Below are 26,980 nucleotides of genomic sequence, written 5' to 3'. Positions count from 1 at the left end.
CGAGCTGCCGGCGGACGCCCCGCCCGCCCCGCTGAGGAGCGCGCGATGAGTGCCAGTGCCAGTGCCCCGATGAGTGCCAGTGCCCCTACGAGTACCGGTGGCAGTGCCATGGAGATGACGACGACCGCGACGACGGCCGGTGATCCGCCCACGCGGCACGAGCCGCCCACGGGTCCTTCCGGGTCCGGGGCGAGACCCGGAGGGAACGGGGGCCGACGCCGGACTCCGGTGGGTGCCGGTGTCCCCTGGCTGCTGCTCGCGCCCTGCCTGGCCGTCCTCGCGCTGGTGCTCGGCTATCCGCTGACCCGGCTGGTCACCCTCTCCTTCCAGAAGTTCGGGCAGCCCCAGCTCTGGGGGTTCCAGGCCCCGGAGTCCGCGGGCCTGGACAACTTCACCGCGGTCCTCGGCGACGGGGAGTTCTGGGCGGTCGTCCTCCGTACGATCGTCTTCGCGGCCGGGGCCGTCATCCTCACCATGGTGCTCGGCATGTCCATCGCCCTGCTCCAGCAGCGGGTCTCCGGCTGGGTGAAGACCCTGATCAACATCGCCCTGGTGGCGAGCTGGGGCATGCCGATCCTGGTCGCCGTCACCATCTTCAAGTGGATGTTCGACACCGACTACGGGGTCCTCAACTGGGTGCTCTCCCGGATTCCCGGAGTCGACCTCATCGGGCACAACTGGTTCGCGAGCGGCCCCCAGGGCCTCGCCGTGATCATGCTGCTGGTGGTCTGGGGCGCCGTACCGTTCGTCGCCATCACCCTCTCCGCCGGGCTCACCCAGGTCCCCGCGGAGCTGGAGGAGGCCGCCCGGCTCGACGGGGCGAGCGCCTGGGGCGTCTTCCGCCATGTCACCGTGCCGATCCTCAAGCCCGTCATCGTGATGCTCGCGACGCTCTCGGTCATCTGGGACATGGGTGTCTTCCCGCAGGTGTTCGTGATGCGCAACGGCCATCCCGAGGCCGAGTTCCAGCTCCTCACCACCTACTCGTACGACAAGGCGTTCGTCGTCAACGACTACTCCCAGGGGTCGGCGATCGCGCTGCTCACCGTCCTGCTCCTGCTGGGCGTGATCGCGGTCTACATGCGCCAGATGCTCAAGATCGGAGAGGTGGAGTGAGCGTGACGACCCCGGCCACCGCGACCCCGGCCACCGCGACCCCCATGACGGCGAAGGCGCCCCGGCGGCGCACCCCGAAGCAGGCGCCCGGCAGGCGCAAGGCCGGCTGGAACGCGCTCGGGGTGCTCGTCTTCGTCGTCCTCGGCTTCCCCGTCTACTGGATGCTGAACACGGCGTTCAAGCCGGCCGGCGACGCCATCGACCCCGACCCGCACTTCTTCCCCCGTACGCTCACCCTGGACAACTTCCGCCGGGCGCTGGACATCGCGGACTTCTGGGGGCCGGTCGGACGCTCGCTGCTCGTCTCGTCCGTCGTGGTCGTGATCGGCGTCGCGGTCGGGCTGCTCGCCGCGCTCGCCATCTCCCGGTTCGCGTTCCGGGGGCGGAAGATCGTGATCGTCGGGATCCTCGCCGTACAGATGGTCCCGCTGGTCGCCATGATCATCCCGGTCTTCCTGCTGCTGAACGACCTCGGTCAGTACGACAGGCTCTCCGGCCTGGTCATCACGTACCTCACCTTCATCCTGCCCTTCACCGTGTGGACCCTGCGCGGCTTCATCGTCAACATCCCGAAGGAGCTGGAGGAGGCGGCGATGGTCGACGGCTGCAGCCGGACCGGCGCCTTCGTCCGGGTGGTCTTCCCGCTGCTCGCGCCCGGCCTGGTCGCCACCTCGGTGTACGGCTTCATCCAGGCGTGGAACGAGTACCTGTACGCGCTCATGCTGATGAGCCAGCAGAACCAGACCGCGACCGTCTGGCTCTCCAACTTCTCCACCAAGCACGGGACGGAGTTCGCTCCGATGATGGCCGGCTCCACGATGATGGCCGTTCCCGTCGTGATTCTGTTCCTGCTCGTCCAGCGCAAGATGGCAGCGGGTCTGACGGCCGGCGCAGTGAAGGGTTAGAAGGACCGATGACGACACTCGTATCCACCACCGACACCCTCACCCGCGACGCCCTCGCCGTCCTCCAGCCGGGTTTCGTCGGCACCACGGCGCCGGACTGGCTGCTGCGGGCGATCGGCGACGGGCTCACCTCGGTCGGGCTGTTCGGCCGTAACGTCGCCGACCCGGAACAACTCGCGGCGCTCACCCGGCGGCTGCGGCGCGAACGGGACGACATCCTCGTCGCGATCGACGAGGAGGGCGGCGACGTCACCCGCCTGGAGGTACGGCACGGCTCGTCCTTCCCCGGCAACTACGCGCTCGGCGCCGTGGACGACCCCGACCTCACCCGCGACGTCGCCCGGGAGCTGGGCCGGCGGCTCGCCGCGTGCGGGGTCAACCTCAACTGGGCGCCCTCCGCCGACGTCAACTCCAACCCGGACAATCCCGTCATCGGGGTACGGTCCTTCGGCGCCGACCCCGAACTGGCGGCCCGGCACACCGCCGCGTACGTCGAGGGGCTCCAGGCCGCCGGGGTCGCCGCCTGCGTCAAGCACTTCCCGGGCCACGGCGACACGGCGGTCGACTCGCACCACGCGCTGCCCCGCATCGACGTGGACCTCGACACCCTGCACGCCCGCGAGCTGCTGCCCTTCCGCGCGGCGATCGCGGCGGGTTCCCGGTCGGTGATGAGCGCGCACATCCTGCTCCCCGCGCTCGACCCGGAGCGCCCGGCGACCCTCAGCCCGCGGATCCTCACCGGACTGCTGCGCGAGGAGCTGGGCTTCCAGGGCCCGATCGTCACCGACGGCATGGAGATGCGGGCCATCGCCTCGGTGTACGGGATCGAGCGCGGCTCCGTCCTCGCGATCGCGGCGGGCGCCGACGCCATCTGCGTCGGCGGCGGCCTGGCGGACGAGGGCACCGTACTGCGGCTGCGGGACGCCCTGGTGGCCGCCGTACGCAGCGGCGAACTGCCCGAGGAACGCCTGGCCGACGCGGCCGCACGGGTGCGCGCACTCGCCGACTGGACCCTCCGGGCCGGAGTGTCCCCCGAGGCCGGGGCGCCGGGCGCGGCCACACAGGAGGGGACCGCGCCCGGCGCAGGGCCGACGGCGCCCGGCGGGGGGTCGGCGACGTCCGGCGCGGCTCCCGGGGTGGTTCCCACTCCCGACATCGGCCTCCTGGCGGCCCGCCGGGCACTCCGCGTCACCGGCACGGCCACCCCGCTCACCCGCGCCCCGTACGTCGCGGTCCTCACCCCGGTGGCGAACATCGCGGTCGGCGAGGAAACCCCCTGGGGCCTGGCGACCGAGCTGAACCACCTCCTCCCGGGCACGGAGTCGGCCACGTACGCCGAAGCCCCGTCCGAGGACACCACGCCCACCCCCACCCCCACCCCCGACCCGGCGACCCGCATCCTCACGGCAGCCGGCGACCGCACCACGGTGGCCGTGGTCCGCGACGCCCACCGCCACCCCTGGATGCGGGCGACCCTGGACGCCCTGCTCACGGCACGCCCGGACACCCTGGTGGTCGAGATGGGCCTCAACGAAGCCCCGCCGAGGGGAGCCCTGCACATCGCCACCCACGGCGCGGCCCGCGTCTGCGCCCAGGCGGCGGCGGAGGTTCTCGCGGGGCGGGTGCGGTAGAGGCGCGCCGGCCCGCGCCCCCGCGTCAGGCGGCCCAGCGGCGCGGGGTGTGCACGAGGGTGGCCCACGTACGGGTACCGATGCCGCCACCGACGGCGAAAGGGTGCGCGGCACCGAAGCCCCAGGCCCCCTGGTGGGCCTCCACCAGTTCGGGCACGCCGTCGAGCGCATCCAGACGGCGTTCGTCGCACACGGCGGCGAGGCGGGGGTGGGCGTGCGCGGCGTGGGTGTCGTGGACGGTGACCCGGAGGGCACCCTCAAGGTCATGACGCAGGGCGAAATGGACCTGCTCGCCGGATCCGGTGAACCGGCAGGCGTAGGCGACAAGTTCGCGCACGAGCCGCAGGGCCGGGTCGATCAGGCGGTCCGCCACGCAGTGCACGTCGAGAATGATCTCGGCGGCCTCGTGCGCGACGGTCGGCGTGGCAACGGCGGAGGGCAGCGTCAGCCCGTACGCGAGGTTCCCGGGATTCGGCTCGCCCGCGTCCTGGAGCGGGGGCGGGCACTGGGTGAACCTAGGTGTGGCGTACGGGAGTACGGGGACGAACTCGTTTTCGGGCATGACGACTCCGCTCGTTGACGCGTTGGTTTGGTGTGGTGTCTGCGGACACCTGTGGGCAGGCTCGTGCAATGCTCTTCGTTTTCGCTGTGCGTGAGCGTCGCATCACTGAAGGTAGGGCATCCCGAGCATCATGCACCAGGCGAACTTGGAAAATTAACCACGGGTGGACCCGTATTGTGGTGCGCGGCAGACTGAGCGGCAGCCGGACGGAAGGGATCTCCATGCCCCCACGGACCACCCCCACGCAGCGACAGAAGAGACTCGGTGCCGAGGTCCGGAAGATGCGCACGAGCGCTGGCATGACCGCCGAGCACGCCGCAGGGTTGCTCGGTGTCGACCGGGGCAAGATCTCGAACTTCGAGTCAGGTATCCGCAACATCAGCCCTGAGCGGCTGCGTGCCTTGGCCACCCACTGCGAGTGCACGGATGAACGCTACGTGGACGCTCTCGCGGAACTCGCCACGTTTCCACAGCGGAACTGGTGGGACGAGTACCGGGAAAAGTTGGCCTCCGGATTCTTGGACATCGCCGAACTGGAATGGCATTCACGCCGGATCCAGACCATCCAGACGGTTCACATCCCTGGCCTGCTCCAGACCGAGGACTACGCCCGGAGCGTCTTCGGCGCGGTGCTCCCGGCTTTCTCGCGCCTCGAAGTCGAGCTGCATGTGGCGCATCGGATGGACCGGCAGCGCGTGCTCAGCCGCGAACAGCCCCTCGGCTACACGGGGTATGTCCACGAGTCCGCGCTGAGGATGCGCTTCGGCGGTCGTGAGGTGACCAAGCAGCAGCTCAGTTCTCTGATCGAAGCGGGCGAGCGGGACAATGTCACCGTCCGGATAGTGCCCATCGAGCGCGGGAGCTTTCCTGGCGCCGGACATGCCCTGCTCTATGCCGAGAGTGCCGTTGCCCAGCTCGACACTGTGCAGCTCGATTCGGCACACGGTCCGGAATTTACGTACACCGAAGAGCAACTGGCCAAGTATCGAGCACACTTGGACTGGATGGACGAGGCATGCTTGTCGGTGAAGGCATCACAGGACGTCATCCACAGCATCATCCATGAACTGTAAGGAATCCAGTCATGCCCGAGATCACCTGGGAAGACCCGTTCTGCGGCGCGGGCAACAACTGCTTCCGCATCGGCACGGACCCGGACGGCAACGCCTACATAGCCGTCTCCGGCCAGGAGGACACCTACCTCACCGACACCCGCGAAGCCCTCACCACCCTCATCCGCGACATCAAGGCCGGCAAAGCCGACCACCTGCTGTAGCGCCGGGCCCCGCCTGCGGACCGGCGCCAAGGGCAACCGGGCGAGCCTGGAGGACAGGTTTGCGTGAGGCCCGCCCCTTTAGGTTCGCGTGTTGCGGTTCCAGGAGGCCCGCCCGGGCATGCCCCGCGGCCTGGGTCCGCCGTCGGGCACCCGCCCGAACCGGGCCCAGGAACAAGAGGTGCGCCAAGGCGCTGGCGCAGAGATCCTTCGGCTCCAGCCCAAGCAACGCACCCATTGTCTCAATCGGCCAGGCGTTTTGAATGAGTTGCCGGACATTAGTGCACCGGTAGGTGCACGAAACGGGCCGTACTGTGCGCGGCCCGTTGAGACCCACTCCTGCCCCGGTGCCGCAGCACCCAGGCACCCCCACATCGGCTTCATGGCCGGCGTTTACACCCACCTCCGACTCCGCCTCCAGCGCGACGCTATCGACACCCTGAGTGACGCACTCGGCCCGACGGGCAAGGCACCCGATGCCCCACCCGTCGCAGCCGCCGTTGCCGTCACCGTTGCCGTCAAGCGTGCATGCCCAGGAGAGCGCGAACTGTCGTCCTGGGTATGCACGGATCGTAATTCTCGATAGAAGCCTTACCGGACCACGTTCACCGAAGCAGTGATCGAATCCTCTCAGCGATTGCTGTGACAGCTGTGAAGTATTAGCTTTGAACGACTGCGGAAACCCAGACGGTTACGTCGGTTGCGATAACTGAAGGTGCACCTCCTGGGATGGCTCGATGTTCCCTATTTTTCGGATTTCGATATTCAACTTCGAGTCGCTTGTGTGAGTCCAGGGCTACGACCACATATCATTGATTCGTGGTGTCGCGTGATTCGATTGAGACGAATCTGCCCAGATTTAAGATCAGCCAATACGTGACGCCTCGTATCGGCGAAGGAGTTGGACGTCACCTGCGCGACGCACTGGCCCTCCCGGCTAGGCTGGCGTCAGCCGTCGGTAAGGAATTCACCCATCAGAAGGCAGATCGAAAATATTCAATCCAATCAACTCTGGCCGCTTCTCACGCGAGCCCCAGTCCAGGACCTCCCTGAGCTTCCCGGGCAAAACCGCGCCATCGACTCCCGAACCACTCAGGTCCACTTCCACGGGAGTCGAGATTTCAAGAATCTCCGCGTCTTCAGCTGTGAACTCCAAGACCACTAGCGAGTCGTTGAGTTGCACGCTCCGCAGACAGCCGTAAACCGTGAACCCTTTTTCGGTCGAGACGTTGTAGGAATCCATTCCAGACTGAATTTCCTGTTCGTCCGGCTCATAGGTGGATCGCTGGATCGAGAATGATCTCCGAACGCCGGAATCATCGATCCCGGTGAAACCCACTTCGAGGGTTTCGTCATCCTCGTAGTCCTCAAAGAACCCGACCTCTGTGGCGGTAAGTCTCACGCCTAGCCCCTCGCGTTCCATGTTCCGGCGCCTTTGGCTCCGTCCCATTTGTAAGTAACCGACACTCCCAATTCCCTGACCATGCGATTCATCGCCCCTTTGCACCTTGAGCATGGCGGAAGCTGACCTCGCATCGTAACCGCGTCACCAGGACTCAATAGATAATTGCCGAGGAATGGATCATTCGGGAGTGAAACCTTTGGCCCGGTAGAGGCCCCTGCCATACGTGAGAACCGATGTTCTGTGTGTGTGAAGGCGACATCATTGGGGTAGCCGAGAGCAGCCTCCTCTGGAGTCATGTTACCGCTCTCCAGCTTGACGTCTACTCGCTTGGTCCCGTCAGGAGCCATCGCGGTAATATCGCACATATGGCCTTTGCCGCCAGTGTTGTGAACCAGGACCGGCGTCTTGCTCGCTAGCACATAGTACGTGTGGAGGTCTGTAACGGTGAGGTTGTGGACTGTCTTGTACTCGGTCCACCGCTTGATCCCAGCAATCCGGACACGGTCGCCTGTGCTTGTGCGCAGTTGCTGGCCTGTGTGAAGGTCGGCGGCGTCGATCCACTCGGCGAGCTCTGGGACCCAGAAGGGGTGGCCGGCTGTTGCGGTGACCGAGGCCGTTCTGCTGCCCTTCTCGCCATCCAGGTCGACGGTGATTCTGACGAGGTTTTTAAGTCCCTTTCCAATTATCTCGGCAGTCACAGTTTTTGTGACGGTCCTGCCGGTTTCGGGGTCGGTTGCGATGACCTTGTCGCCGATCTTGACATCGGCGATCTTCTTGCGCTTTCCGCCGGCCAGCAACACCTCGGTGTCTGGGAGAAAGCTGTTACAAGGACCAAGTTTCGCCGCTGCTGCATGGTCGCCCTGTTTGAGGAGTTTGGCGGCCTTGCCGATCTTTCCTACGGGGAGGAGACCGGCGACGGTCCAGACGCATCCACTGACGCTGCCCTTTGCGCACCGCTGCGCGTCGCGGACGCCGACGAGTTCCAGGAAGTCCGCTGTCGGCTTGACCCATCCGAGTTCGTGAAGCGTCGAACAGAGGTCACCAGTGACATTGCCCTGGCATTGCTCCCCTGCCCAGCTCACCAGCATTTGACTGTACGAGGCGTCCGGATAGGCGCCGCCGTGCCCTCTCGCGAAGAGCTCCTCCTGTGTAGGAACCCGTACTCCCGCGATGACCGGCTGCTGGCTCGACGATCCGCTCGACCCCTGCCGGTTCGTTGAACTCTGTCCGCCTCCGCCCCCACCGCTCTTGCCCCCGCCGCCGCTGCCTCCACTACCGACTTCGTACCGGGCCTTCGCCCCAGAGTCGTCCGTGACGTAGCGGGTCGGGTCGCCCGGCACTTGGCCGGTGCCACCGATCGCGTAGCCGATTCCGCACATGTCCGCGTAGCAGAGGCCCGACGGGTCCGACCAGGTCAGCGGGTTGTTGCCGGAATAGGCGTAGCCGTTGATCTGCTGGGAGTCGGTGAGGTCCATGATCGGGTCGGCGGAGAGGAACCGGCCCGTTGTGGGGTCGTACTCGCGGGCGCCGAGGTGTGTCAGGCCGGTCGAGGTGTCGGCTGTGCCGCCGACGAAGCCCTTGGTGCCGGGCCAGGTGGCGGGTTGCGTGCCGCGGGTGCCGCCGAAGGGCAGGGTGCGGCGCTGCATGAGCTGGTGGGAGGTGGCGTCGACGGCGAGTTGGGCGGTGCCGTGGTGGTCCGCGATCGTGAGGGAGACTTTTCCGTCGTTCTCCTGGATGGCCTGGTGGCCGCCGCCGAGGTCGAAGTAGCGCGTGGCCTTGGGGGTGGACGCCCCCTTGGGCAGGACGATTTCGGTGCCGCCCAGGTAGAGGGTCGTGCCCTCGGGGGTGCGGCCGATGAGCCGGTTGCCGTCGGCGTCGTAGAGGTATTCGGTGACCTTGTCGGCGGCGCCTTCGACCGGCTGCGTCACCTTGGTGAGCCTGCCTTCGGCGTCCCAGGTGAGCGTCTGCTTGTCGCCGCTGAGAGTGCGGGTCGCGGTGCTGCCGGTCTTGTCGTAGGTGAACGTGTCCTGAGCGGTGCCCGTGGGGCCGGTGGAGGTGACCGAGGTCAGCGTGTGCGGCTGCGCGGTTCCCGGAGCCGGATAGGCATAGGTGCGCTTGACGTCCTTGGCGCTGTTCCCGCCCGCGTCGTGGACGGTTTCGGAGCGGCGGTTGCCGACCTGGTCATAGGCGTACGAGTTCCAGTACGGCGCCGGTCCCCCGAGGGCGCTGCTGCTCGGCTGAGCGGCGCAGCTCGACTGTCCCTGGGCCCACGCCTCGGTCATGCGCCGGAGATGGTCGTAGGCGAAGCACTGGGTGTCGTTGCCGCCACGGGCCACGTCGGAGACCGCGAGGACGTTGCCCGCTTCGTCGTAGCGGAAGGTGCTGTACTGATCGACACCCGCGACGTTCAGGCGGTCCACACGGGCGGTCGAGAGCCGCTGGGTTCCCCACTCGTACGTGTTGGTCACCTGCGTCTGCTTGCCGGCTATCCCCGGGAAGCGGTACTGGAGAGGCTTGCCCGTGTAGCTGTAGCTCACCTCGGACTTCACGCCCTCGGCGCTGCCCGTTGTCGCGACCGGCCGCTGGGTGTCGTCCTCGTACGTGTAGGCGACCGTTGCCGCGGAGAGGGCTCCCGCCTTGGGGTAGCCGACCCCTTCGACGTCGCCGGCCACGTTGTACGAGTTCGTCGACAGATAGGTACCGCCCAGCCCGTTCTCCGTGGTCGGGATCGTCGTGCTGGACCGGAGCACCCGGTAGAGACGGTCGTAGGCGACCACCTTCGAGGTGTACGCCTCGCCTCCGACGTAGCGGGTGGACTCCGACGGTTGTCCCTTGGCTCCGCTGATCGTGTCGTAAGCCCACTTCGCGCGCAGGGTGCCGGTGGTGGAACCCTCCCGCAGTTCGGTCTTGCGGCCCAGGCCGTCGTACACGTACGCGAGGGTGGTGTTGCGCGCGTCCTTGGTGGAGGTCAACTGCCCGCGGTCGTCATAGGTGCTGGTGGTGGCACCCTTGTCGGGGTCGGCGCTTCTGGTCTGGCGGCCGAGCAGGTCGTAGGAGTACGTCCATTTGTTGCCGGCGGTGTCGGTGAACTCGGACAGTTCGTCGCGGTTGGTGTAGGTGTAGGTCAGCGAGTTGTAGGCGGAGTCCGCCGAGCGCTGCTGGTGCTGGCGCAGTTCGGTGGTCTTGCCGCGCGCGTCCGTGAGCGTGGTCGTGGTGGTGGCGCCGACCGGCGGTATCACCGTGACGCGGTCGCCGCCGTAGGTCGTCCTGGTGGTGGCCAGTACGGTGCCGCCGTCGCCGTTTCCGGCGATCTGCCGGGTTTCCGTCGGTCGCCCCAGTCCGTCGAACGTGGAGCGGGTCTGCGTCTCGACGGAGAGCGCGTTGTCCGGCTCGAAGGGTTTGCCCGCCGCCGGTTTTCCGGTCGTGTAGTAGGGCGCGAAACTCTTGGCCAGCAGTCCGCGTTCGTCGTAGAAGTTGTCGGTGATGATGCGTCCGCCGTCGGGTCCGGGCACTTGGGCCTGGCGCTCCCTCAGCAGTCCGTCATGGATCGTGTAGGAGGTGCGCTGTACGCCTCTGTTGCCCAGCAGCTTGGTACCGACCACGACGGGCCGGCCCTCGTCCACGCTGTACGTGAATTCGTAGGCGGGCGTCTGACTCGTGCGCTGGTCGGCCAGCCATACCTTGGTGGAGCGCCCGAGGGCGTCATAGGCGAAGCTCGTGACCCCGCCGTTGGTGTCGGTCTGGGTCAACGGCTGGCCGCGCAGGATCTCATGGGTGGTGACCGAGGTCTGCGCCGTCGCCGTGTCACCTGCCACAGCGGGTGGACTGGTCACGCGGACACTGGTGGCGAAACCGGTCGCCGGGGTGCGTGCCGTGACGGTGGTCCGCCCGTCGGCGCGCGCGGTCCGGGTCACCGCACCCGCCGCGGTCACGGAGACATCGGCGGTCAGGTCGGTGCTGGTGGCTACACGGCCGTAGGAGTCGAAGGTGGACCCCGTCTCCAGGTAGACCGCTGTGGTGCCGTTGTACGTCTTCAACTGAGCGGTGGCCGTGGTGTCACCCTTGGCCGGGGGCACGTCGTACGCGGCACCGTCGTACGCGGTCCGGACGTCGGAGACCACGTCGGCGGGGCGGGAGGCGTCGGCGGCACACGGCTTGGCCACCACCTCCACCCGGGACGGCAGGGTGAGTATGTTCTTCTCGGTGTTCGTGGCGTAGGCGATGGTGGTACAGCGGTCATCCGCCGAGGTCGCCTGGTCACCGGAGTCGTCCGTGCGGACGGGCCTTCCTGCGACGGTGTCGTACGTGGTCGACGACGAGGTGGTGCGCCACTCGGCCCCTGCCCCGTCGTCGAGTGATGTCCACACCTTGGAGCCGGCGCTCCCAGTGAAGTTCGCGGTGACCGTGCCCCAGTCCCGTACCTTCTTCGCCGTCTCGTGATGCCACGGCCGGTTCACGGTCTTGGTCAGGATCTTTCCCGAGGGACCGGAGTACGTGACGTTCTTGTACGCGAAGCCGGCCGCGGATCTGTGATCCGTGATCGCGTCGCCCTCGCCCGTGTCGAGTGCCACGGAGACCGATTTCGTACCGCCCTTGGTGTCCTTGCGATCGCCGTCCATGCCGCGCAGGAAAAAGGTGTCGGTCTGCGACTTCATCGCGGCGGCGCCGCCCTGTCCGCCGGTCTGGACCCGGACCTGGCCGTATCCGCGCCATTGCGACCAGGTCTTCTGCTTCTCCTCCGTCAGACCGTCGTCATCGTCGTAGTGCCAGGCCGCGGCGCCGAGGTACTGGTAGCGGGCAACCTGGTCGGGGGCGCCGCCGGTGCGGTCGGTGGAGGTGACAGAGGCGACCACATACTTGTTGAACCACTGGAGCGTCGGGTCCTCGGTGGTGCTGCCGCCCACGTACTGCGGAAAACAGCGTGTCGAGTTCGACTGCGGCGTCGGCAGAGCGTTCCAGTCGCAGGCCGCGTCCGAGTAGTTCACCGAGACCTGTCCGCCCGATTCGTCATCGATCGACGACAAGCGGCTCTTGATGAAGGGCGCGTAGCCGTCGCCGGTCTTGTCGAGACGGTTCGCGAGCTGGGTATAGGCGAATGTCGTCTTCGGCAGGGTGATCGCGGGACTCGCGGTATGACCAGTGTGCTGGACGGAATCCAGCAGCAGTTGGTAGTCCGTGTCGGCCATACCCCAGCGATGGCCGATCTTCCACGAGTCGACCTTCTGGTAGGCGCTGCCGTCCCATACCTGCGAGTCGACGCCCGTCAACCGCTTCCGGGTGAAGAACGCCGGTGAGAGCCGGCCCTCGTCGCACTTCTCACCTGTGTCGCAGTTGAGGTCCCACGGAGTGTCGTACCAGTAAGCAGCGTCCGTACCGATCGATCCGCATGTCGTCTGGGTGTTGGCCAGACACCGCTCGCTGCTGGTGAAGTTCATCTTGCCCAGCGCCTTGGCGGTGTACATCGCCGAGGACTTCAGGCCGTATTCGATCCGGTCGAGATAACCACCCCGGGTGTAACGGGTGTTGTCGTCCTCCTTCAGATTCCGACCGTAGGAGTTCGCTTCCTTGTCGTAGTAATACGCGACAGCGTTGCTGCGTGTGTCGACGACATAGTCCAGGTTCCAACGCCAGGCCTGCTGGCACCAGGAGTCGGCGAATGCCGATGCGTGACAGGGTTCGCCGGTGTCATTTCCGTATACCGGCACCGTCCAGGTGGAGTCTGTCTCCTCGTTTCCCTCGACCCAGTTGGGCAGCCGGTTGAATCCGAAGTAGTAGCGGATACCGGCCGGATCGGTGAGCTGCCAGAACTCACCGTCGTTGTCACCGTTTCCGCGGTTGGTGGACTTCCGGTGTTCGATGAGAGTGCCGTCGTCGTCCTTCAGCTTCCACTTGTCGTCGCCCGCGGGTACGAGCTCGCCGCCCTTCCCGTTGAACGAGATGAACGCGTTGTCGTAGCCCCAGCACTGGTCGCCGGGCTTGTTACCGTCCGCGTTCTCCACCCCGTCGTCCGCGCAGGGCTTGTAGCGGCGCTCGATGAAGCCGGGAGAGAGGTCGAAGCCGTCACCGACCCACGACGACTGGTTGTTGGTGTTGGCGGTACGGCCGTCGACACCACCCGACGAGTACGAGAGCCCGACGCTGGGCTTCAGCCCTCCCGGCACCTCCGCTGCGGGCAGAGCGTACGACCAGGTGAAGTCTCCGGTGTTCAGGTTGGTGTTCCAGGCCCCTGACGGTGACAGCGACGTGGCTTTGTAGCTCCCCTTGTCCCCTTCGGCATCGGCCTGGATCGCCAGCACGGTCGCCTCGGCGGAGGTAAGCGAGACCGAGTCGGCGGTGAGTGTGTTCCGCTCGGCGTCATGGGAGGCGGGGAGCGTCTTCCCTGTACGGCACTTCGCGGCACTCGGGGTCGACAGCACACACGCGGGCAGCTCGACAAGGCGCAGGCGCGAGGAGTATCCGCCACCGTACGCCTGGCCGAAGGAGGAGTAGTCGACCTGAGTGCGTACGGATCCCTCGGTTCGTACGGAACGCAGAGTGAACAGAGGGCCGTCCACACCGGCCTTCTCCGAGGCGGCGCGATCGAGTACCCGCACCTCGACCTCCCCGCGGGCGACACGGCCCTTCTTCTCCTCAGGAGCCGCCAAGGACAGGGGCGCGCCCGGCACGGCCACCGCCCCGGATCCCGTGGCACGCGCGGTACTCGGCTCCGGCAGACGGACCCGGACAGAAGCGGCCTTGGGCCACGCGTCGCCGGGACGCTCCTCGGGGGTTCGCGGCCCCTTCATCGCCGCACGCGGCCTCACCTCACCTGGACTGCCTGGTACGGCCCGCTCCGACGCAGGGAGGGCGACTCCTGCCATCCCCTCGTCCGACACGGCGAGGGCCGGCTGGACCACGCCTTGGAGGAGCGTGGCGACCATGACCACCGAGGAGGCCAGTGCGACGCGGCGCCGCAGAGGGCGGAACCGTGAGCCTTGTCTGCCATTCATGCCTGTTCTTCAACCCCTCACTACAGCCACCCGGCGACAGGCGTCGCACAAGGCGGAGCGGAAGTCATACAGCGGAGTGAACACAACCTGCCGCGGGCATGGGCGGCCGTGCGGCCCATGCCCGCTCCACCGATCAGCCGGCGGGTACTTCCGTAGCCATCCCAGGCGCACCGACGGCGAGTTGACTGATCTGCGGCTCGGACAACGTGCCCTGGAAGGCCCATACGTCGGAGAGAGTTCCCGGCCAGAACTGCCCCCAGGTGGAGCCGCTTTTGATCCGGCCCATGTGGAGAGGCTGACTCGCCTTGAACGACAGCACGTCCTCGGCCCAGGAAGCCCTGTCGGCACAGGTGCCGTCAGCCTCTCCGTTCTCGTCGTCGTCCGCGCAGGCGATCTCTTCCAGTTCACCGTTCACGAAGAGACGCAGTTCCTTGGTGAATCCGTCATAGACCACCGCCAGGTGTGTCCAGTCCGTGGGACCGTAGAACTGTCCGTTCTCCACCTCGGCGGATACTGCCGAAGAACTGTCCTGGTCGGCCATGGTGATCCGCCATCGACCGGCATCCGTATCCGGGGTGGCGCTCGGCATGTAGCGGAGGGAGAAGGCGTTCTTCTGCGCGCCTGGCACGCTGAGCAGCGTCACTCCGGACTTCGGCAACGCCGCTGCCTGCGCCCAGGCGGTGACGGTGAAACTGGCGCCGGTGTCCACCGGTACGGCAGCAGTGGTCGCGTAGTCGTCGACGCCGTCCAGGACGAGCCCGCCGTCCACCCAGCCGGACCCGATCTGCGCACCGGCGCCAAGAGCCAGGTCGTTTCCTTCCTCGGAAGCGTCCGGGCTGCTGTTCCCACTCCTCTGTTCAAACTTCCAGCGGCCCTTGACCACCGGGCTCTGCTTGAACAACTGCCGTACCTCGTCCGCCGAGACCGGGCGGTCGAAGATCTTCACCTCGTCGATCCGGCCGGGGAAGAACGAATCCGGCGTGCCCTCGTAGGAGCCGGCGCCGATCTGGACCGGGCCGCCCGCGTACCAGGTTTCGGATACGGCCGCGCGGCCCGCTTCGGCGCCGTTGACGTACAGGGTGAGCTGGTTGGCGACGGTGTCGTGGACGCCGACCAGGTGGGTCCACTCGCCGCCGTTGGCGGTTCTGCCCTCGGCCTGCATGGCGCGGATGGCGTTGGAGTCGGGGGTGTCGGAGATGTATTGGTTGAAGACCCAGCGGTCGTAGGAGCTGGAGTAGTACAGCTCGAAGCCGGATTTGTGCTCCCCGGCCTGCGTCGCGATGATCGCCGCGTGGTCGGGCTTGGTCCTGGAGAGTTTCGCCCAGGCCGAGACGGTGAAGCTGCGCCGGTTGTTGACGTGCGGGGCGGCGGCGGTGGCGTAGTCGTCCTTGCCGTCCAGCGTCAGCGCCTTGCCGGTCATCCCGGCGCGGCCCGGGGTGGCGCCGCCCTTGAGGACGGCGGGGTGGACGTCGGCGCGGCCGGTGACGCGGGTCGCGTCGGTGGGTTCGTCCAGAGGGAAGACCGCGCGGGCCGGGCGGCCCGTTCCGATGGGCTGCTTGGTGTGCAGGCGGGTGACTTCGGTGGCGGTGAGGGGCTTGTCGTAGATCCGTAGGTCGTCGATGGTGCCGGGGAAGAACGAGGCGGCCTGGCCGCTGTAGGAGCCCGCGCCGATCTGGAGCCCGCGGCGCGCGTCCCACGGTGTGGTGTACGGGGTCGTGCCGACCAGCTTCCCTTGGACGTACAGCTTCAGCTCGCCGTCGGTCTGGCTGTACGTCCCGGCGAGATGCGTCCATGTCCCGGCCTTCGCGTCACCGGGCGTCGCCGACATGACCCGTACCGCGTTGGAGCCGGCCGTGTCGGAGAGGTACTGGTTGAAGACCCAGCGGTCGTAGGACTTGGAGTAGTACAGCTCGAAACCGGGGCTGTGGTTGCCCGGCTGCGCGGCGATGATCGCCGCGGTCTCCGGCATCCTGGACAGCTTCACCCAGGCCGCGGCCGAGAAGCCGCTCTCGGTGGCCACCGTGGGAATGTCCGTCTGCGCGTAGTCGTCGACCCCGTCGAACGAGACCGCCGTGCCGATCGCGCCCGCCACCCCCGGGGTGGCCCCGCCGCGCAATTCGGCGACGCGGGCGCCGGCCGTGCCCCCGGCCGCGGTGGCGCCGGCCGGATCGTCGAGGTTCCAGGCGGCACGCTCGGGCTGGCCGGCCTTCACGCGGTACTGGTACGTACGGATCTCACTGCCGTTGCCGGCCGCGTCGAAGGCCTGGGCGGTGACGAAGTTCAGCCCCGGTTCGGACGGCAGCACCTGGGTGGTCCTCGCCGCGCCGCCCGTGGTGGTCAGCGCGTTCTTCGAGGACGGGTCCGTGTTGACCCCGAACCAGTACCTGACCACGTCGCTGTCGGCGGCCTTCAGTTCGAACGCGCCGTACTTGCCCACCCCGTCCGACCACGGGTCGTCCGGATCCTCCGGGTCCGAGGCCGGATACTCCCCGGAGGCGATCGCCGGAGCCTTGGGCACACTCGTGTCGTAGATGAAGTAGCAGCCCGTCGGGTCGCCGGCGGTCGACCAGGGGGAGTACTGTGCCCCGTCGTACGAGCGCACGTACCAGGCCACCTGCTTGTTCTTCGGGATCGACGACGGCAGCCCGATCGAGAAAGTCGACCCCGACGGCTTCGCCGTGGTGCGGGCGGGGCTCCAGCGGGCCACCATCCCCTTGCCGTCCCCGGTGTCCCAGGACGCCTGGAACTGCACGGAGACGTTGTCGCCGTCCGGGTCGGTCACCTTGTTCGCGTAGATCTTGCCCAGGGTGCGCACCCTGGCCGCGTTCGCCGGCTTCTTGCAGGTCCCCCCGTACTCCATCGTGAGCTGCGACATCTTGATCTGCGGAGGCGGACGGTTGTACTTCACCCGCAGATACGCCTTGTCCGAGAAACGCTTCCAGCCGTACGGATCCTCCTCGTTCTCCGCGCGCAGCCCGAACGTCATCGTGGACCACTTGCCGTTCGCGGCCTCCTGCACGGCCGACTTCACGTCGAACTCCGCGTCCTTCGCCGCGCACCCGTCGTAGCCGTAGGCGAAGGAACTCTTCCGCAGCTCCTTGATCCAGAAGCCGGGGGCCTTCTGCGAGTTCCACGTCGTCGAGGAGGAGATGTCCTTCGTCCGCCACAGCTCCACGCTGCTCGCGTCGCACGACGCCGACCACGTGTTGCGCACCACGAACTCGGCCGACAGGACCGTTCTCCCGGCGAATTTCGAGGTCGGGATGCGGTAGAAGAGACGCTTCGTGTCGTGCGGCTTGCAGTAGTCCCAGTTGCAGAAGCCCATCCCGGCCGTCGACTCACCGTTGAACTTCCACTGCGGCGACGACGCCCAGTACTTCGACGCCATCGTCCAGGCCGACGCCCTCGGCGAGTACCACTGCGGATCGATGAACACCGGATACACCGTGTCCGCGTCGGACAGCATCTCCGCGTCCGGGGTCAGTACGAGGGCGTCACCCGTCGCGGGCACGGCCACCCCCACGGCCGCCAGCTTGCCCGACTCGCTCGCGCCGGGCTCCCGCGTCGCGTCCACGCCCTCCTCGACGGCGGCCCGCCGCCGGGCCGATCCCGTACCGTCACCGGACGGGGCACTGGAGTCCCACATCATCGGCTTCGGCGCCTCGAACACCGCGCCCTCCGAGCCCCGGTCGACCGCTTCCAGGCCGCCTTCCGGCGTCTCGCGAACGTCCACGCCCTCCGAGGCCAGTGCGAGACGGAGCGCGGCCAGTTTCTCGCTCGCCGCTGCCTCGGCCGTCTTCACGACCAGCAGCTGTGTGAAACCGTCCTCCTGCGCCCCCATCCGCAGATCGACCCCCGGCAGCACCTCCCGGTAGGTGGCTGTGGAGCCGTTCAACTCCGGCGCGGGCAGCGCCCCGGGCCAGGTGAGGGCGACCTCACGCCCCGCTTTGTCCATCCGTACGAGCGGCTCGGTACCCCCCGACGAGAACCGGATGCCCACAGTGGACACCTTCGGCGCGACCGACCCGTCGGAAGCCTTGGCCAGCTCCGTGTCGACCGGCCGCCATGCGCCGTCGACCCGGGCCCGTACCGGACGCAGATACTCCCGCGCCTCCAACGCGCCCTCGGGGGTGGCGAACACATCACTGTGCTCACCCCGCAGGGACCCGACCTCGACCGGCCTGCCTAATCGCTTCGCTTCGGCGAGCGCGTCGTCCGTGGTGGCCTCCGCGGTGGCCTCGTCCGGATTCCGGCCCTCGTCGGCGTCCGACGTCGAAACGGCAGGAGCCGACGCCGGACGCGCGGCGGCGGGCGGAGCGCTCAGCGGGACAAGTCCCGCCGCCAGCACGACGGCGAGCCCGCACACGAGACCTCCCGCGTACGGCGGCCCCCGCCTGCGTCTCCTCTTCCGGGCATCACGATTTCCCCACACCCCACCCATGGATCCCCGCCCCAAGCGTCACAGGAAGTACACAACTTCGCAGAGTTAAATGCCGTGTGCACAGGGTTGTCAACGGAGATCTTTGGGGCTATCCGGTCCGGAGCGGGGCGAACCTGTCAGATGCCCTGCCAGTCCGGCTTGGACGCGAACGTCGCGCGGAAGTATTCGGCCAGCTTCAGGCGGGAGGCCGCCGCCTCGTCCACGACCACCGTCGCGTGCGGGTGGAGCTGGAGCGCGGACGCGGGTACGAGGGCGGCGACCGGGCCCTCGACCGCCTGGGCCACGGCGTCCGCCTTGCCCTCGCCCGTGGCGAGCAGGACCAGGTGGCGGGCCTCCAGGATGGTGCCGATGCCCTGGGTGATGACGTGGTGCGGTACCTCGTCGGGGCTGTCGAAGAAGCGTGCGTTGTCGGCGCGGGTCTGCCGGGTCAGGGTCTTGATCCGGGTGCGGGAGGCGAGCGAGGAGCAGGGCTCGTTGAAGCCGATGTGGCCGTCCGTGCCGATGCCGAGGAGCTGGAGGTCGACCCCGCCGGCCTCGGCGAGGGCGCGGTCGTACGCCTCGCACGCGGCCTGGACGTCCTCGGCACCGCCGTCGGGGCCGAGGAAGACGCTCGGGTCCAGGCCCAGCGGTTCGACGACCTCGCGCAGGACGACGGAGCGGTACGACTCGGGGTGGCCCGACGGCAGCCCCACGTACTCGTCGAGCTGGGCTATGCGCGCGCCCGAGACATCCACGGTGCCGGCCCGGACCCGCTCCGCCAGTGCCTGGTAGACGGGCAGGGGCGTGGAGCCGGTGGCCACGCCGAGGAGGGCGTCGGGCTTACGGCGCAGCAGTGCGGCGATGCTGTCGGCGATGAGTGCGCCACCCGCGGCGGCGTCCGGGACGATGACCACTTCCACGCTGGGCCCTGCCGATCTGATGGTGAGGTCTTTTGTGGTATAGACCAATTCTAGCAGAGGGGACGGCGCCGGTTCCTGAATCCTCGGCGAAGCGCAGGCGACGAAGAGGGAGGGGAGGGGGAGGGCGGAAGGGGGAGGAGCCCGGTGGCGGGGCCGGGCGGGGGCGTGTTCGACTGGGTGACGGGGGCGTGAGCGACTGGAGGGCACCCAGCATGTCTGCCGCGTTTCCCGCCGGGCCGAGCGAGTACGCGGGCCGCGTCATGTCCACCGAGGTGCTGGAGCAGCCCGCGGCGCTGCGGCGGCTCCTCGCGGACGGGGCGCCCGGGATCCGCGAGGTGGCGGGTGCCGTGGCCGCGCGGAAGCCGCGCTTCGTCCTGCTCGCGGCGCGCGGCACCTCCGACCACGCGGCGCTGTACGCGAAGTACCTGCTGGAGATCAGGCGGGGGCTGCCCTGCGGGCTCGCCTCCATGTCCACCATCACGGCGTACGGCACCCGCCCCGACTTCACCGGTGTGCTCTTCGTCGGCGTCAGCCAGTGGGGCGGCTCGCCCGATCTCGTGGCCGCCACCTGGGCCGCCCGGGAGGCGGGCGCGATCACGCTCGCGGTGACGAACAACCCGGACTCGGCGCTCGCCGCCGTGGCCGAGTACCACATCGACGTCCTGGCGGGCGCGGAACGGGCGCTGCCGGCCACCAAGTCGTACACCGCCTCGCTGCTCGCGCTGTATCTCTTCACCGAGAGCCTCGGCGGCGCCGACGGAACGGGGGCCGCGTCCGCCGTGCCGGATCTGGCGGACGAGATCCTCGCCCGGGGCGCGGAGGTACGGACGCTCGCCGCCCGTTACCGGTTCGCCGGGCGGATGGTCGTCATCTCGCGGGGGTACGGCTATCCCACGGCCAGGGAGGCGGCCCTGAAGCTGATGGAGACCGCCTACCTCCCCGCGCTCGCCTACTCGGGCGCGGATCTGCTGCACGGCCCGCTCGCGATGATCGACAACAGCTCGCCGGTGATCGCCGTCGTCCCCGAGGGCAAGGGCGGCGAGGCGCTCCGCCCCGTCCTCGACCGGCTGCGCGGCCGGGGCGCCGATCTGTGCGTGGTGGGCCCGGCGGCGGAGACCGCGCGGGCCTCGGCGGGGTTCGTGCTGCCGGTGGAGGGAGTGGGGGAGGAGCTTCAGCCGATCCTGGAGATCCTGCCGCTCCACCGTCTGGCCTACGAGATCTCCATCGCCCGCGGCTACGACCCGGACGCCCCGCGCACGATGGCCAAGACGCCCGAGTCGAGCTGAGTCACCACCGGGCTCCGCCCGGGGGCCGGTGGACGTCGCGTTCCTCGAAACACCCGCGGGCCGCGGCGCCGCGACGGGACCCTCAACCCGTACGGCACCGCAGCCCGGAGTTGCTACGGCCGACGGGTGTGCGGTCCCGGCGGCCGTTGGGAGAGGTTCCGCCGCAGTCAGGGCAGAGAGCGCCGGCACCTCGTTCCACCCTCCTGTGCGGGGAGGGTGGAAGCCTGTCGCACCATTCTGGACTAGACCATTCGGAGGTGTCCATGCCCGCGGCGCGTACGGTGAGCCTAATTCGCCGCCTACCCCTCAGTACAGACCAAGGGCGTCCCTGATCCGGACCAGGGGTCGCCCCTTGAGGGTCTGATCCGTCCCACGGGTACGCTCGCAGGTGTGCCCTCCATGAACGATCTCGTACGCCAGCACACAGCCCTCGGTGAATCCGACCTGGAGTGGCTGCATCTGCTGGTCTCGGAGTGGCAACTGCTCTCCGACCTCTCCTTCGCCGACCTCGTCCTCTGGGTCCCGACCCGCGACGGCACCCGCTATGTCTCCGTCGCCCAGATGCGGCCGAACACCGGGCCCACCTCCTACCAGGACGACATGGTCGGCCACCTCGTGCCGCGCGGGCGCCGGCCCCTGCTGGACGCCGCGCTCGACGAGGGGCGGATCGTCCGGGAGGGCGACCCCGAGTGGCGTGAGGAGGTTCCCGTACGGGTCGAGTCGATCCCCGTACGGCGTGAGGGCCGGGTCCTCGGGGTCATCGCCCGGAACACCAATCTGCTCACCGTCCGCACCCCGAGCCGGCTGGAGCTGAGCTACCTCCAGTCCGCCTCCGACCTGGCGCAGATGATCGCCGCCGGTTCCTTCCCCTTCCCCGGCCAGCAGGTCGACATGGACGCGTCACCCCGGGTCGGGGACGGGCTGATCCGGCTCGACGCCGACGGGGTCGTCCAGTACGCCAGCCCCAACGCCCTCTCCGCGTATCACCGGCTGGGACTCGCGTCCGACCTGGTGGGACAGCACCTCGGCCGGGCCACCGACCAACTCGCGCCCGCCCGCGGCCCGGTGGACGAGGCCATCGTCAAACTGGCCAGCGGTTACGCGCCCCGGGAGACCGAGGTCGAGGGCAACGGCGGGGTCATCCAGCTCCGCACCATCCCGCTCAAGCCGAAGGGCACCCGGATCGGCTCGCTGGTGCTCCTCCGGGACGTGACGGAACTCCGCCGCCGCGAACGTGAGTTGATCACCAAGGACGCCACCATCCGGGAGATCCACCACCGGGTGAAGAACAACCTCCAGACGGTGGCGGCGCTGCTGCGCCTCCAGGCCCGCCGGATGGACTCGGTGCGGGGCCGCGAGGCGCTCAACGAGGCCGTACGGCGCGTCGGTTCCATCGCGATCGTCCATGAGACGCTGTCTCAGAATCTGGACGAGCGCGTCGAGTTCGACGAGATCGCCGACCGTGTCCTGGCGATGGTGGCGGAGATCTCGCCCGGCAAGATCCTCTGCCGCCGTACCGGACGGTTCGGCATCCTGGACGCCGAAGTGGCCACTCCGCTCTCCATGGTGCTCACCGAGATTCTGCAGAACGCGCTGGAGCACGCCTTCGACCCGGGGGAGGAGGGCCGGGTGGATGTCTCCGCGGTCCGCAGCGGTGACTCGCCGGCGAAGAAGAACCGGCGCACGGGCACCTCGGGCACGTCGGACACCCGGCTGCTGATCACCGTCCAGGACGACGGGCGGGGGCTGCCCGAGGGATTCGATCCGCACCGGGCCGGAAATCTCGGGCTCCAGATCGTCCGGACCCTGGTGGAGGGCGAGTTGGGCGGCACCTTCGACATGGTGCCCGCGCCGGTGCGCGGCACGCGCGTCCTGCTCGACATCCCGGTGGAGCCGCAGAAGTAGCCGCGGAAGTAATCGCCGAAGCGGTTGGGGAGCCCGCCACCGGAAGTTGGGGGAGCCCGCCACCGGAAAGTACCGCACACAGCATCGAGCCCCGGACCGTTTTACGGTACGGGGCTCGGTTCGAAGCTCACTATGCGATGCGCATCGGGGGGTACTGCGCGCTGCGGTTCGGGGGCGGGTCTATGCGTACACGCTGTACGCTCCGCCGCCTGAGGCTGTTACAAGGGTGGTTCAGGCGGTCGCGTTACGCGCCCGGTTGCGAGCGGCGCGACGCTTCATCGCGCGGCGCTCGTCCTCGCTGAGTCCACCCCAGACGCCGGAGTCCTGGCCGGACTCGAGCGCCCACTGCAGGCACTGCTCCATGACGGGGCAGCGACGGCAGACGGCCTTGGCTTCCTCGATCTGCAGCAGCGCAGGACCGGTGTTGCCGATGGGGAAGAACAGCTCGGGGTCTTCCTCGCGGCAAACGGCGTTGTGACGCCAGTCCATGGCTGCTACCTCTCTTGGTATTACGTGCAGGTTGCTTGTGAATGTGAACGCTTTCACGAATCCCTCGACAAGGGAAGGGCCGACCGCCGGGAAACCCGGCGGAGTCCTTGGTTTGAGGAGGGGTTCTGGTTCTCAGGGAGGCCGGTGTTGCGGGCCGTCCCGAGCGCCATGTAGAGATTCGCAAACCTCGGCGGCGGATACAACCCCTTCTGGAAAGTTTTTTTTGATTCCTCGGTGTCGACTAGGTCACAGCCGTACTTCCATGGGGTGGATGCCAGCCTAAACGTTCGAGTGAAAGGAGTTTTGCCTCTTCCGCTCACACAATCACACGCAGTGCACGGCGAACGCCTGTGAACGTCACGCTCGTACGCACTCCGAGATGGTCGCCGTCCATCTGGAAGGGGAGGGGCGCCTTGGAGTGCAAGGTGAAGTCGGTCAGGTCGTGCAGGGATACCGCATGGCGTCCGTGGGGGCCCCGCTCAGGGGTCGAAGTGAGCAGTTGTGTCCCATATACGGCCGCCGCCGAAGTGGACATTCTGGTCAGTCCGAGGACGTCGAGCGCCGAGTCGAAGGAAGCCGTGGGGGACGAGTACAGCGGTCGATTCCCCAGGTAAGTGTAGGGAGCGGTGTTGCAGATTATCGACAGAACGAGATCTTCGACCGGATCCTCACCAGGCCGTTCCAAAGTGATCAATCCGTGGCGGCGGTGCGGTTCTTCGAGGAACTGGCGTATCACCTGGCGCACATAGAGGGCGTGCGTCGAACGCTTTCCGCGCTCCCGGTGCTGTTCGACCCGGCCGACGACTCCCGCGTCGAATCCGAACCCCGCGTTGAAGGTGAACCAGCGGGACGGCACCGCCTCGTCCTCCGACCCCGGCGTCCCGGCCGCCAGTCCCAGGCCGACCGTACGTTCGCTCTTCTCCTCCAGCGCCTGGAGAATCGCGCCGGTCGCCTCCACCGCGTCGTTCGGCAGCCCGAGCGCGCGGGCGAAGACATTGGTGGAACCGCCGGGGACCACCGCGAGGCGCGGCAGCCGCTCGGGGTCCGGGCCGTTGTGCAGCAGACCGTTCACGACCTCGTTGACCGTGCCGTCCCCGCCCAGGGCCACGACCAGCTCGATGTCGTCGGAGTCGGCGGCCCGCCGGCCGAGGTCGCGGGCGTGCCCGCGGTACTCCGTCGTCACCGCCTCCAGCTTCATCTCGCTGGCCAGCGCGTGGATGAGTACGTCTCGGGTGCGGGCACTGGTGGTGGTTGCTGCCGGGTTGACCACGAGGAGTGCGCGCATGCCGAGCAGATTACCGGCCGGGGGGCGGCGGGTCGTCCCCGGGCGGAACGCGCCCGGCGCCCCGGCACCCCGGCGGCGTACCCGGCGCCGGATCCGGGCGTGGATCCGGGGGCCGATACCCTGCAAGGGTGAGCAGAGCGACGCAGCCAGAGCCCGACCCCGGACCGACCCCGCGCCCCACCCGGCTGACCGCCGCCGCGGCGGTCAGCGGTCTGGAGGCCCTGGCGCTGTTCGCCGGCGGCGCGTACCTGCTGGTGATGGGGCTGCTCGGCCGCCCCGACTCCCCGCAGCAGGCCGAGATGGGCGGCGTGACCCTGATCGCGCTCGGCGTGATCCCGCTGCTCGCCGCCCGGGGGCTGCTGCTGCGCCGCGGCTGGAGCCGGGGGCCCGCGCTGATCACCCAGATCATGGCGCTGCCGGTCGCCTACACCCTGCTCACCTCGGACGGCGCCGGCATCCCGGCCGGGATCGTGCTGGCGGCCGTCGCCGTGACGGGGCTCGTCCTGCTCGTCAACCCGACGACCACCGAGGCCCTGGGGATCCGTGGCCCGGCCGGCGACGCGTAGCCCGCGCCGCGGGACACGGCGTCCGTGGTGCGGGGCGTGACCTGTCGGCGGGGGCGTGACCTGTCCGAGGGAGCGTGACCTGTCCGCGGGGACAGGTCCTTCCGCTACTCCTCCACGAGCAGCCGCTCGCGCAACTGCGCCAGCGTGCGCGCCAGCAGCCGCGAGACGTGCATCTGCGAGATGCCGACCTCCTGCGCGATCTGCGACTGCGTCATGTTGCCGAAGAACCGGAGCAGCAGGATCCGCTTCTCTCGCGGCGGCAGGTCCTCCAGCAGCGGCTTGAGCGACTCCCGGTACTCGACGCCCTCCAGCGCCTCGTCCTCCGCGCCCAGCGTGTCCGCCACGGCCGGTGACTCGTCGTCGGTGTCGGGGACGTCCAGCGACAGCGTGGAGTACGCGTTGGCGGACTCCAGGCCCTCCAGGACCTCCTCCTCCGAGATGCCGAGCCGCTCCGCCAGCTCGTGCACCGTCGGTGATCTGCCGTGCTGCTGCGACAGCTCGGCCGTCGCGGTCGTCAGGGCCAGCCGCAGCTCCTGGAGGCGGCGCGGCACCCGTACCGCCCAGCCCTTGTCCCGGAAGTGCCGCTTGATCTCCCCGACGACGGTCGGTGTCGCGTACGTCGAGAACTCGACCCCGCGCTCCGGGTCGAAGCGGTCCACCGACTTGATCAGCCCGATGGTCGCCACCTGCGTCAGGTCGTCCAGCGGCTCGCCGCGGTTGCGGAACCGGCGCGCGAGATGCTCGACCAAGGGCAGGTGCATCCGGACGAGCTGATTGCGGAGGGCCGCCTTCTCGGGCGAGCCGTCCGGCAGTTTGCGCAGTTCGACGAACATCGCCCGCGCGCCGCTGCGGTCATGCGGGTCGTGCCGCTGCACGCTCCGCGATTCACCCCGCGATTCACCCTGCGGTTCGCTCCGCGACTCGTTCCGCGACTCGTTCCGCGGTTCACCCTGAGGTTCGTTCCGCGAGTCGTCGTGCTGTTCGTTGTCCTGTCCGCTGTTCCGCTCGCTGTGCTGCTCGCTCATAAAGGCCGCCCGCTCTGCCTGCGCCCGCTCTGTCCGCGTCTGGTCCGCCGCGGCAGTCTGGCCGTCAAGTCCGTCCTCCGGATGGGGACGGGCCTGCTGCTCGGGGATCCCCGCGGGGGCGAGCACCGGTTCCGCCGGAACCTCGTGCCCTCCCCGCGGCTCTGGTGGGATGCGCCCCTCGTCACGCACCGGACCGTCCCCGTTCCTCACGCCGGCCCGGGTCCCGCGCCGCGCTGTTTGTAGAGGCTGATGGTGACCGTACGGTCCTCGGCGACCGTCGACTCGACCTTGCCGGCCAGTGCGGAGAGCACCGTCCACGCGAACGTGTCGCGCTCGGGGGCGCGTCCGTCGGTGGTGGGGGCCGACACGGTCACTTCGAGCGAGTCCTCGATCAGTCGGAAGACACAGCTGAGAACGGAGCCCGGTACGGCCTGCTGAAGCAGGATCGCGCAGGCTTCGTCCACCGCGATGCGAAGGTCCTCGATCTCGTCGAGGGTGAAGTCCAAGCGCGCCGCGAGGCCGGCCGTGGCCGTACGCAGCACGGACAGGTAGGCACCCGCAGCGGGCAGCCGGACTTCCACGAAGTCCTGGGTCCCGGGCTCGCCTGCGATCTGGGACACCCTCACCTCCAAGGTGGCACAAGCTCTTCAGGGCTCCGGACAGGGCGTGTCGAGGAGCCTTGCGGTACGTGTCATTACGTAGCCGGTCTGGGTGGCGACGCTATCGCGATCCATAGTGCCGTGTCGCCGGGACCCCCATCCGTTACGGTCACTCATGGTAAGCATATGACCACGGAAAGTGGCTAGGGGTCTGCGGCATCCAATTGAGAAGAACCGGCGGAGGGTTGACGTACCCAGTCGTCAGACGATCGAACCGTCGACAAAGCACCAACGCCAGCTCTCGCCCGGCTCGAAACTTCGCATCACCGCGTGTCCCGTCCGCTCGAAGTGCAGTGTCGCGTGCCGGTACGGCGACGAATCACAGCACCCGACGTTTCCGCACTCCAGACAGAGCCGCAGTTGGACGGGGTGGCTGCCGACGGCCAGACACTCCGCGCAGGTGTCGCCACTCGGAGCGGGCTCGGGGTGTGGAAGTTCCACGATGTGACTGCACTGGCTCATGATGGCGAGATTACGACGTACACCAGCGCGCACACGACCGAAGCACCACAGAAGTGCGCGCACACGACAGGAAGACGGAGCC

General features: G+C 68.3%; 18 protein-coding genes. 8 read left to right on the top strand and 10 right to left on the bottom strand.

Features of this window, described 5'->3' with window-relative positions; genetic code table 11:
• Window positions 1-108: 108 nt before the first annotated feature.
• Genes ACFXKG_RS29975 through ACFXKG_RS29965 form a run of 3 tightly spaced genes read left to right on the top strand, consistent with a single transcriptional unit; the run spans window position 109 to window position 3,652 of the window.
• The gene (locus tag ACFXKG_RS29975) at window positions 109-1,116 is read left to right on the top strand and encodes a carbohydrate ABC transporter permease (RefSeq protein ID WP_384845688.1); all 1,008 of its coding nucleotides are present in this window, start codon (window positions 109-111) and stop codon (window positions 1,114-1,116) included.
• A 44-nt stretch (window positions 1,117-1,160) separates the two neighbouring features.
• Window positions 1,161-2,021, top strand: coding sequence for a carbohydrate ABC transporter permease (locus ACFXKG_RS29970; RefSeq protein WP_384845711.1), 861 nt, complete (start codon window positions 1,161-1,163; stop codon window positions 2,019-2,021).
• Between the two features lie 8 nt (window positions 2,022-2,029).
• Entirely contained in the window at window positions 2,030-3,652 is a 1,623-nt protein-coding gene (locus ACFXKG_RS29965) for a glycoside hydrolase family 3 protein (RefSeq protein WP_384845686.1), read from the top strand.
• Between the two features lie 25 nt (window positions 3,653-3,677).
• Here ACFXKG_RS29965 and ACFXKG_RS29960 read toward each other — a convergent pair whose 3' ends face one another.
• Window positions 3,678-4,214 carry an ATP-binding protein gene (locus tag ACFXKG_RS29960; RefSeq protein WP_384845684.1) on the bottom strand — a complete coding sequence of 179 codons (537 nt, stop codon included), beginning with the start codon at window positions 4,212-4,214 and terminating at the stop codon, window positions 3,678-3,680.
• Window positions 4,215-4,435: 221 nt separating this feature from the next.
• Between ACFXKG_RS29960 and ACFXKG_RS29955 the strand changes: the two genes are divergently transcribed.
• Together ACFXKG_RS29955 and ACFXKG_RS29950 are read left to right on the top strand one after the other, a co-directional pair.
• Window positions 4,436-5,287 (top strand): helix-turn-helix domain-containing protein, encoded by an 852-nt coding sequence (locus ACFXKG_RS29955; protein WP_384845682.1) that lies wholly within the window; start codon window positions 4,436-4,438, stop codon window positions 5,285-5,287.
• 11 nt (window positions 5,288-5,298) lie between these two features.
• Window positions 5,299-5,490: a hypothetical protein gene (locus ACFXKG_RS29950; RefSeq protein ID WP_384845680.1), complete on the top strand. Its 192-nt coding sequence runs from the start codon at window positions 5,299-5,301 to the stop codon at window positions 5,488-5,490.
• 964 nt (window positions 5,491-6,454) lie between these two features.
• Here the strand turns inward: ACFXKG_RS29950 and ACFXKG_RS29945 are convergent.
• From ACFXKG_RS29945 to nagB, 4 genes are all read right to left on the bottom strand, one after another.
• Window positions 6,455-6,910, bottom strand: coding sequence for an Imm10 family immunity protein (locus ACFXKG_RS29945; RefSeq protein WP_384845678.1), 456 nt, complete (start codon window positions 6,908-6,910; stop codon window positions 6,455-6,457).
• Window positions 6,892-13,881, bottom strand: a complete 6,990-nt coding sequence (locus ACFXKG_RS29940; protein ID WP_384845676.1) for a polymorphic toxin-type HINT domain-containing protein — start codon at window positions 13,879-13,881, stop codon at window positions 6,892-6,894. The genes ACFXKG_RS29945 and ACFXKG_RS29940 overlap by 19 nt, the downstream gene beginning before the upstream one ends.
• A gap of 133 nt (window positions 13,882-14,014) precedes the next feature.
• A complete protein-coding gene (locus ACFXKG_RS29935; RefSeq protein ID WP_384845674.1) occupies window positions 14,015-18,322 on the bottom strand; it encodes a LamG-like jellyroll fold domain-containing protein in 4,308 nt (1,435 codons plus the stop codon).
• A gap of 116 nt (window positions 18,323-18,438) precedes the next feature.
• Window positions 18,439-19,221: a glucosamine-6-phosphate deaminase gene (nagB, locus tag ACFXKG_RS29930; protein WP_384845672.1), complete on the bottom strand. Its 783-nt coding sequence runs from the start codon at window positions 19,219-19,221 to the stop codon at window positions 18,439-18,441.
• A gap of 212 nt (window positions 19,222-19,433) precedes the next feature.
• On the opposite strand from nagB, the gene ACFXKG_RS29925 reads away from it, so the two are divergent.
• Together ACFXKG_RS29925 and ACFXKG_RS29920 are read left to right on the top strand one after the other, a co-directional pair.
• The gene (locus tag ACFXKG_RS29925; RefSeq protein ID WP_384845670.1) at window positions 19,434-20,507 is read left to right on the top strand and encodes an SIS domain-containing protein; all 1,074 of its coding nucleotides are present in this window, start codon (window positions 19,434-19,436) and stop codon (window positions 20,505-20,507) included.
• Between the two features lie 399 nt (window positions 20,508-20,906).
• Window positions 20,907-22,412 carry a histidine kinase N-terminal domain-containing protein gene (locus tag ACFXKG_RS29920; protein ID WP_382896838.1) on the top strand — a complete coding sequence of 502 codons (1,506 nt, stop codon included), beginning with the start codon at window positions 20,907-20,909 and terminating at the stop codon, window positions 22,410-22,412.
• Window positions 22,413-22,643: 231 nt separating this feature from the next.
• On the opposite strand, the gene ACFXKG_RS29915 is transcribed toward ACFXKG_RS29920, so the two are convergent.
• Both ACFXKG_RS29915 and ACFXKG_RS29910 read right to left on the bottom strand, forming a co-directional pair.
• On the bottom strand, window positions 22,644-22,901 hold the full coding sequence (locus tag ACFXKG_RS29915; protein ID WP_004937597.1) for a WhiB family transcriptional regulator: 258 nt from the start codon (window positions 22,899-22,901) through the stop codon (window positions 22,644-22,646).
• Window positions 22,902-23,217: 316 nt separating this feature from the next.
• On the bottom strand, window positions 23,218-24,186 hold the full coding sequence (locus ACFXKG_RS29910; protein ID WP_365817669.1) for a diacylglycerol kinase family protein: 969 nt from the start codon (window positions 24,184-24,186) through the stop codon (window positions 23,218-23,220).
• Between the two features lie 128 nt (window positions 24,187-24,314).
• Between ACFXKG_RS29910 and ACFXKG_RS29905 the strand changes: the two genes are divergently transcribed.
• On the top strand, window positions 24,315-24,752 hold the full coding sequence (locus ACFXKG_RS29905) for a hypothetical protein (RefSeq protein ID WP_384845668.1): 438 nt from the start codon (window positions 24,315-24,317) through the stop codon (window positions 24,750-24,752).
• 104 nt (window positions 24,753-24,856) lie between these two features.
• Here ACFXKG_RS29905 and ACFXKG_RS29900 read toward each other — a convergent pair whose 3' ends face one another.
• The 3 genes from ACFXKG_RS29900 to ACFXKG_RS29890 form a co-directional block, all read right to left on the bottom strand.
• A complete protein-coding gene (locus tag ACFXKG_RS29900) occupies window positions 24,857-25,987 on the bottom strand; it encodes an RNA polymerase sigma factor SigF (protein ID WP_384845666.1) in 1,131 nt (376 codons plus the stop codon).
• Window positions 25,984-26,397, bottom strand: coding sequence for an anti-sigma regulatory factor (locus ACFXKG_RS29895; protein WP_319680839.1), 414 nt, complete (start codon window positions 26,395-26,397; stop codon window positions 25,984-25,986). Before ACFXKG_RS29895 ends, ACFXKG_RS29900 begins: the two co-directional genes overlap by 4 nt.
• Before the next feature lie 240 nt (window positions 26,398-26,637).
• Complete coding sequence (locus ACFXKG_RS29890) at window positions 26,638-26,898, bottom strand: UBP-type zinc finger domain-containing protein (protein WP_384845663.1); 261 nt, start codon at window positions 26,896-26,898, stop codon at window positions 26,638-26,640.
• Window positions 26,899-26,980: the final 82 nt, after the last annotated feature.

Origin of the sequence: Streptomyces sp. NPDC059255 (genome assembly GCF_042752355.1) — a bacterium.
Taxonomy (GTDB): Bacteria; Actinomycetota; Actinomycetes; order Streptomycetales; family Streptomycetaceae; genus Streptomyces.
The sequence above is the reverse complement of the archived record's forward strand: the minus strand, read 5'-3'. Positions and strand labels throughout refer to the sequence as shown.

Excerpts from the sequence above, each read along its gene's own strand:
- ACFXKG_RS29975 (WP_384845688.1), top strand. The coding sequence starts at position 109 with ATGGAGATGACGACGACCGCGACGACGGCCGGTGATCCGCCCACGCGG.
- ACFXKG_RS29970 (WP_384845711.1), top strand. The coding sequence starts at position 1,161 with ATGACGGCGAAGGCGCCCCGGCGGCGCACCCCGAAGCAGGCGCCCGGC.
- ACFXKG_RS29965 (WP_384845686.1), top strand. The coding sequence starts at position 2,030 with ATGACGACACTCGTATCCACCACCGACACCCTCACCCGCGACGCCCTC.
- ACFXKG_RS29960 (WP_384845684.1), bottom strand. The coding sequence starts at position 4,214 with ATGCCCGAAAACGAGTTCGTCCCCGTACTCCCGTACGCCACACCTAGG.
- ACFXKG_RS29955 (WP_384845682.1), top strand. The coding sequence starts at position 4,436 with ATGCCCCCACGGACCACCCCCACGCAGCGACAGAAGAGACTCGGTGCC.
- ACFXKG_RS29950 (WP_384845680.1), top strand. The coding sequence starts at position 5,299 with ATGCCCGAGATCACCTGGGAAGACCCGTTCTGCGGCGCGGGCAACAAC.
- ACFXKG_RS29945 (WP_384845678.1), bottom strand. The coding sequence starts at position 6,910 with ATGGAACGCGAGGGGCTAGGCGTGAGACTTACCGCCACAGAGGTCGGG.
- ACFXKG_RS29940 (WP_384845676.1), bottom strand. The coding sequence starts at position 13,881 with ATGAATGGCAGACAAGGCTCACGGTTCCGCCCTCTGCGGCGCCGCGTC.
- ACFXKG_RS29935 (WP_384845674.1), bottom strand. The coding sequence starts at position 18,322 with ATGGGTGGGGTGTGGGGAAATCGTGATGCCCGGAAGAGGAGACGCAGG.
- ACFXKG_RS29925 (WP_384845670.1), top strand. The coding sequence starts at position 19,434 with ATGTCTGCCGCGTTTCCCGCCGGGCCGAGCGAGTACGCGGGCCGCGTC.
- ACFXKG_RS29920 (WP_382896838.1), top strand. The coding sequence starts at position 20,907 with ATGAACGATCTCGTACGCCAGCACACAGCCCTCGGTGAATCCGACCTG.
- ACFXKG_RS29915 (WP_004937597.1), bottom strand. The coding sequence starts at position 22,901 with ATGGACTGGCGTCACAACGCCGTTTGCCGCGAGGAAGACCCCGAGCTG.
- ACFXKG_RS29910 (WP_365817669.1), bottom strand. The coding sequence starts at position 24,186 with ATGCGCGCACTCCTCGTGGTCAACCCGGCAGCAACCACCACCAGTGCC.
- ACFXKG_RS29890 (WP_384845663.1), bottom strand. The coding sequence starts at position 26,898 with ATGAGCCAGTGCAGTCACATCGTGGAACTTCCACACCCCGAGCCCGCT.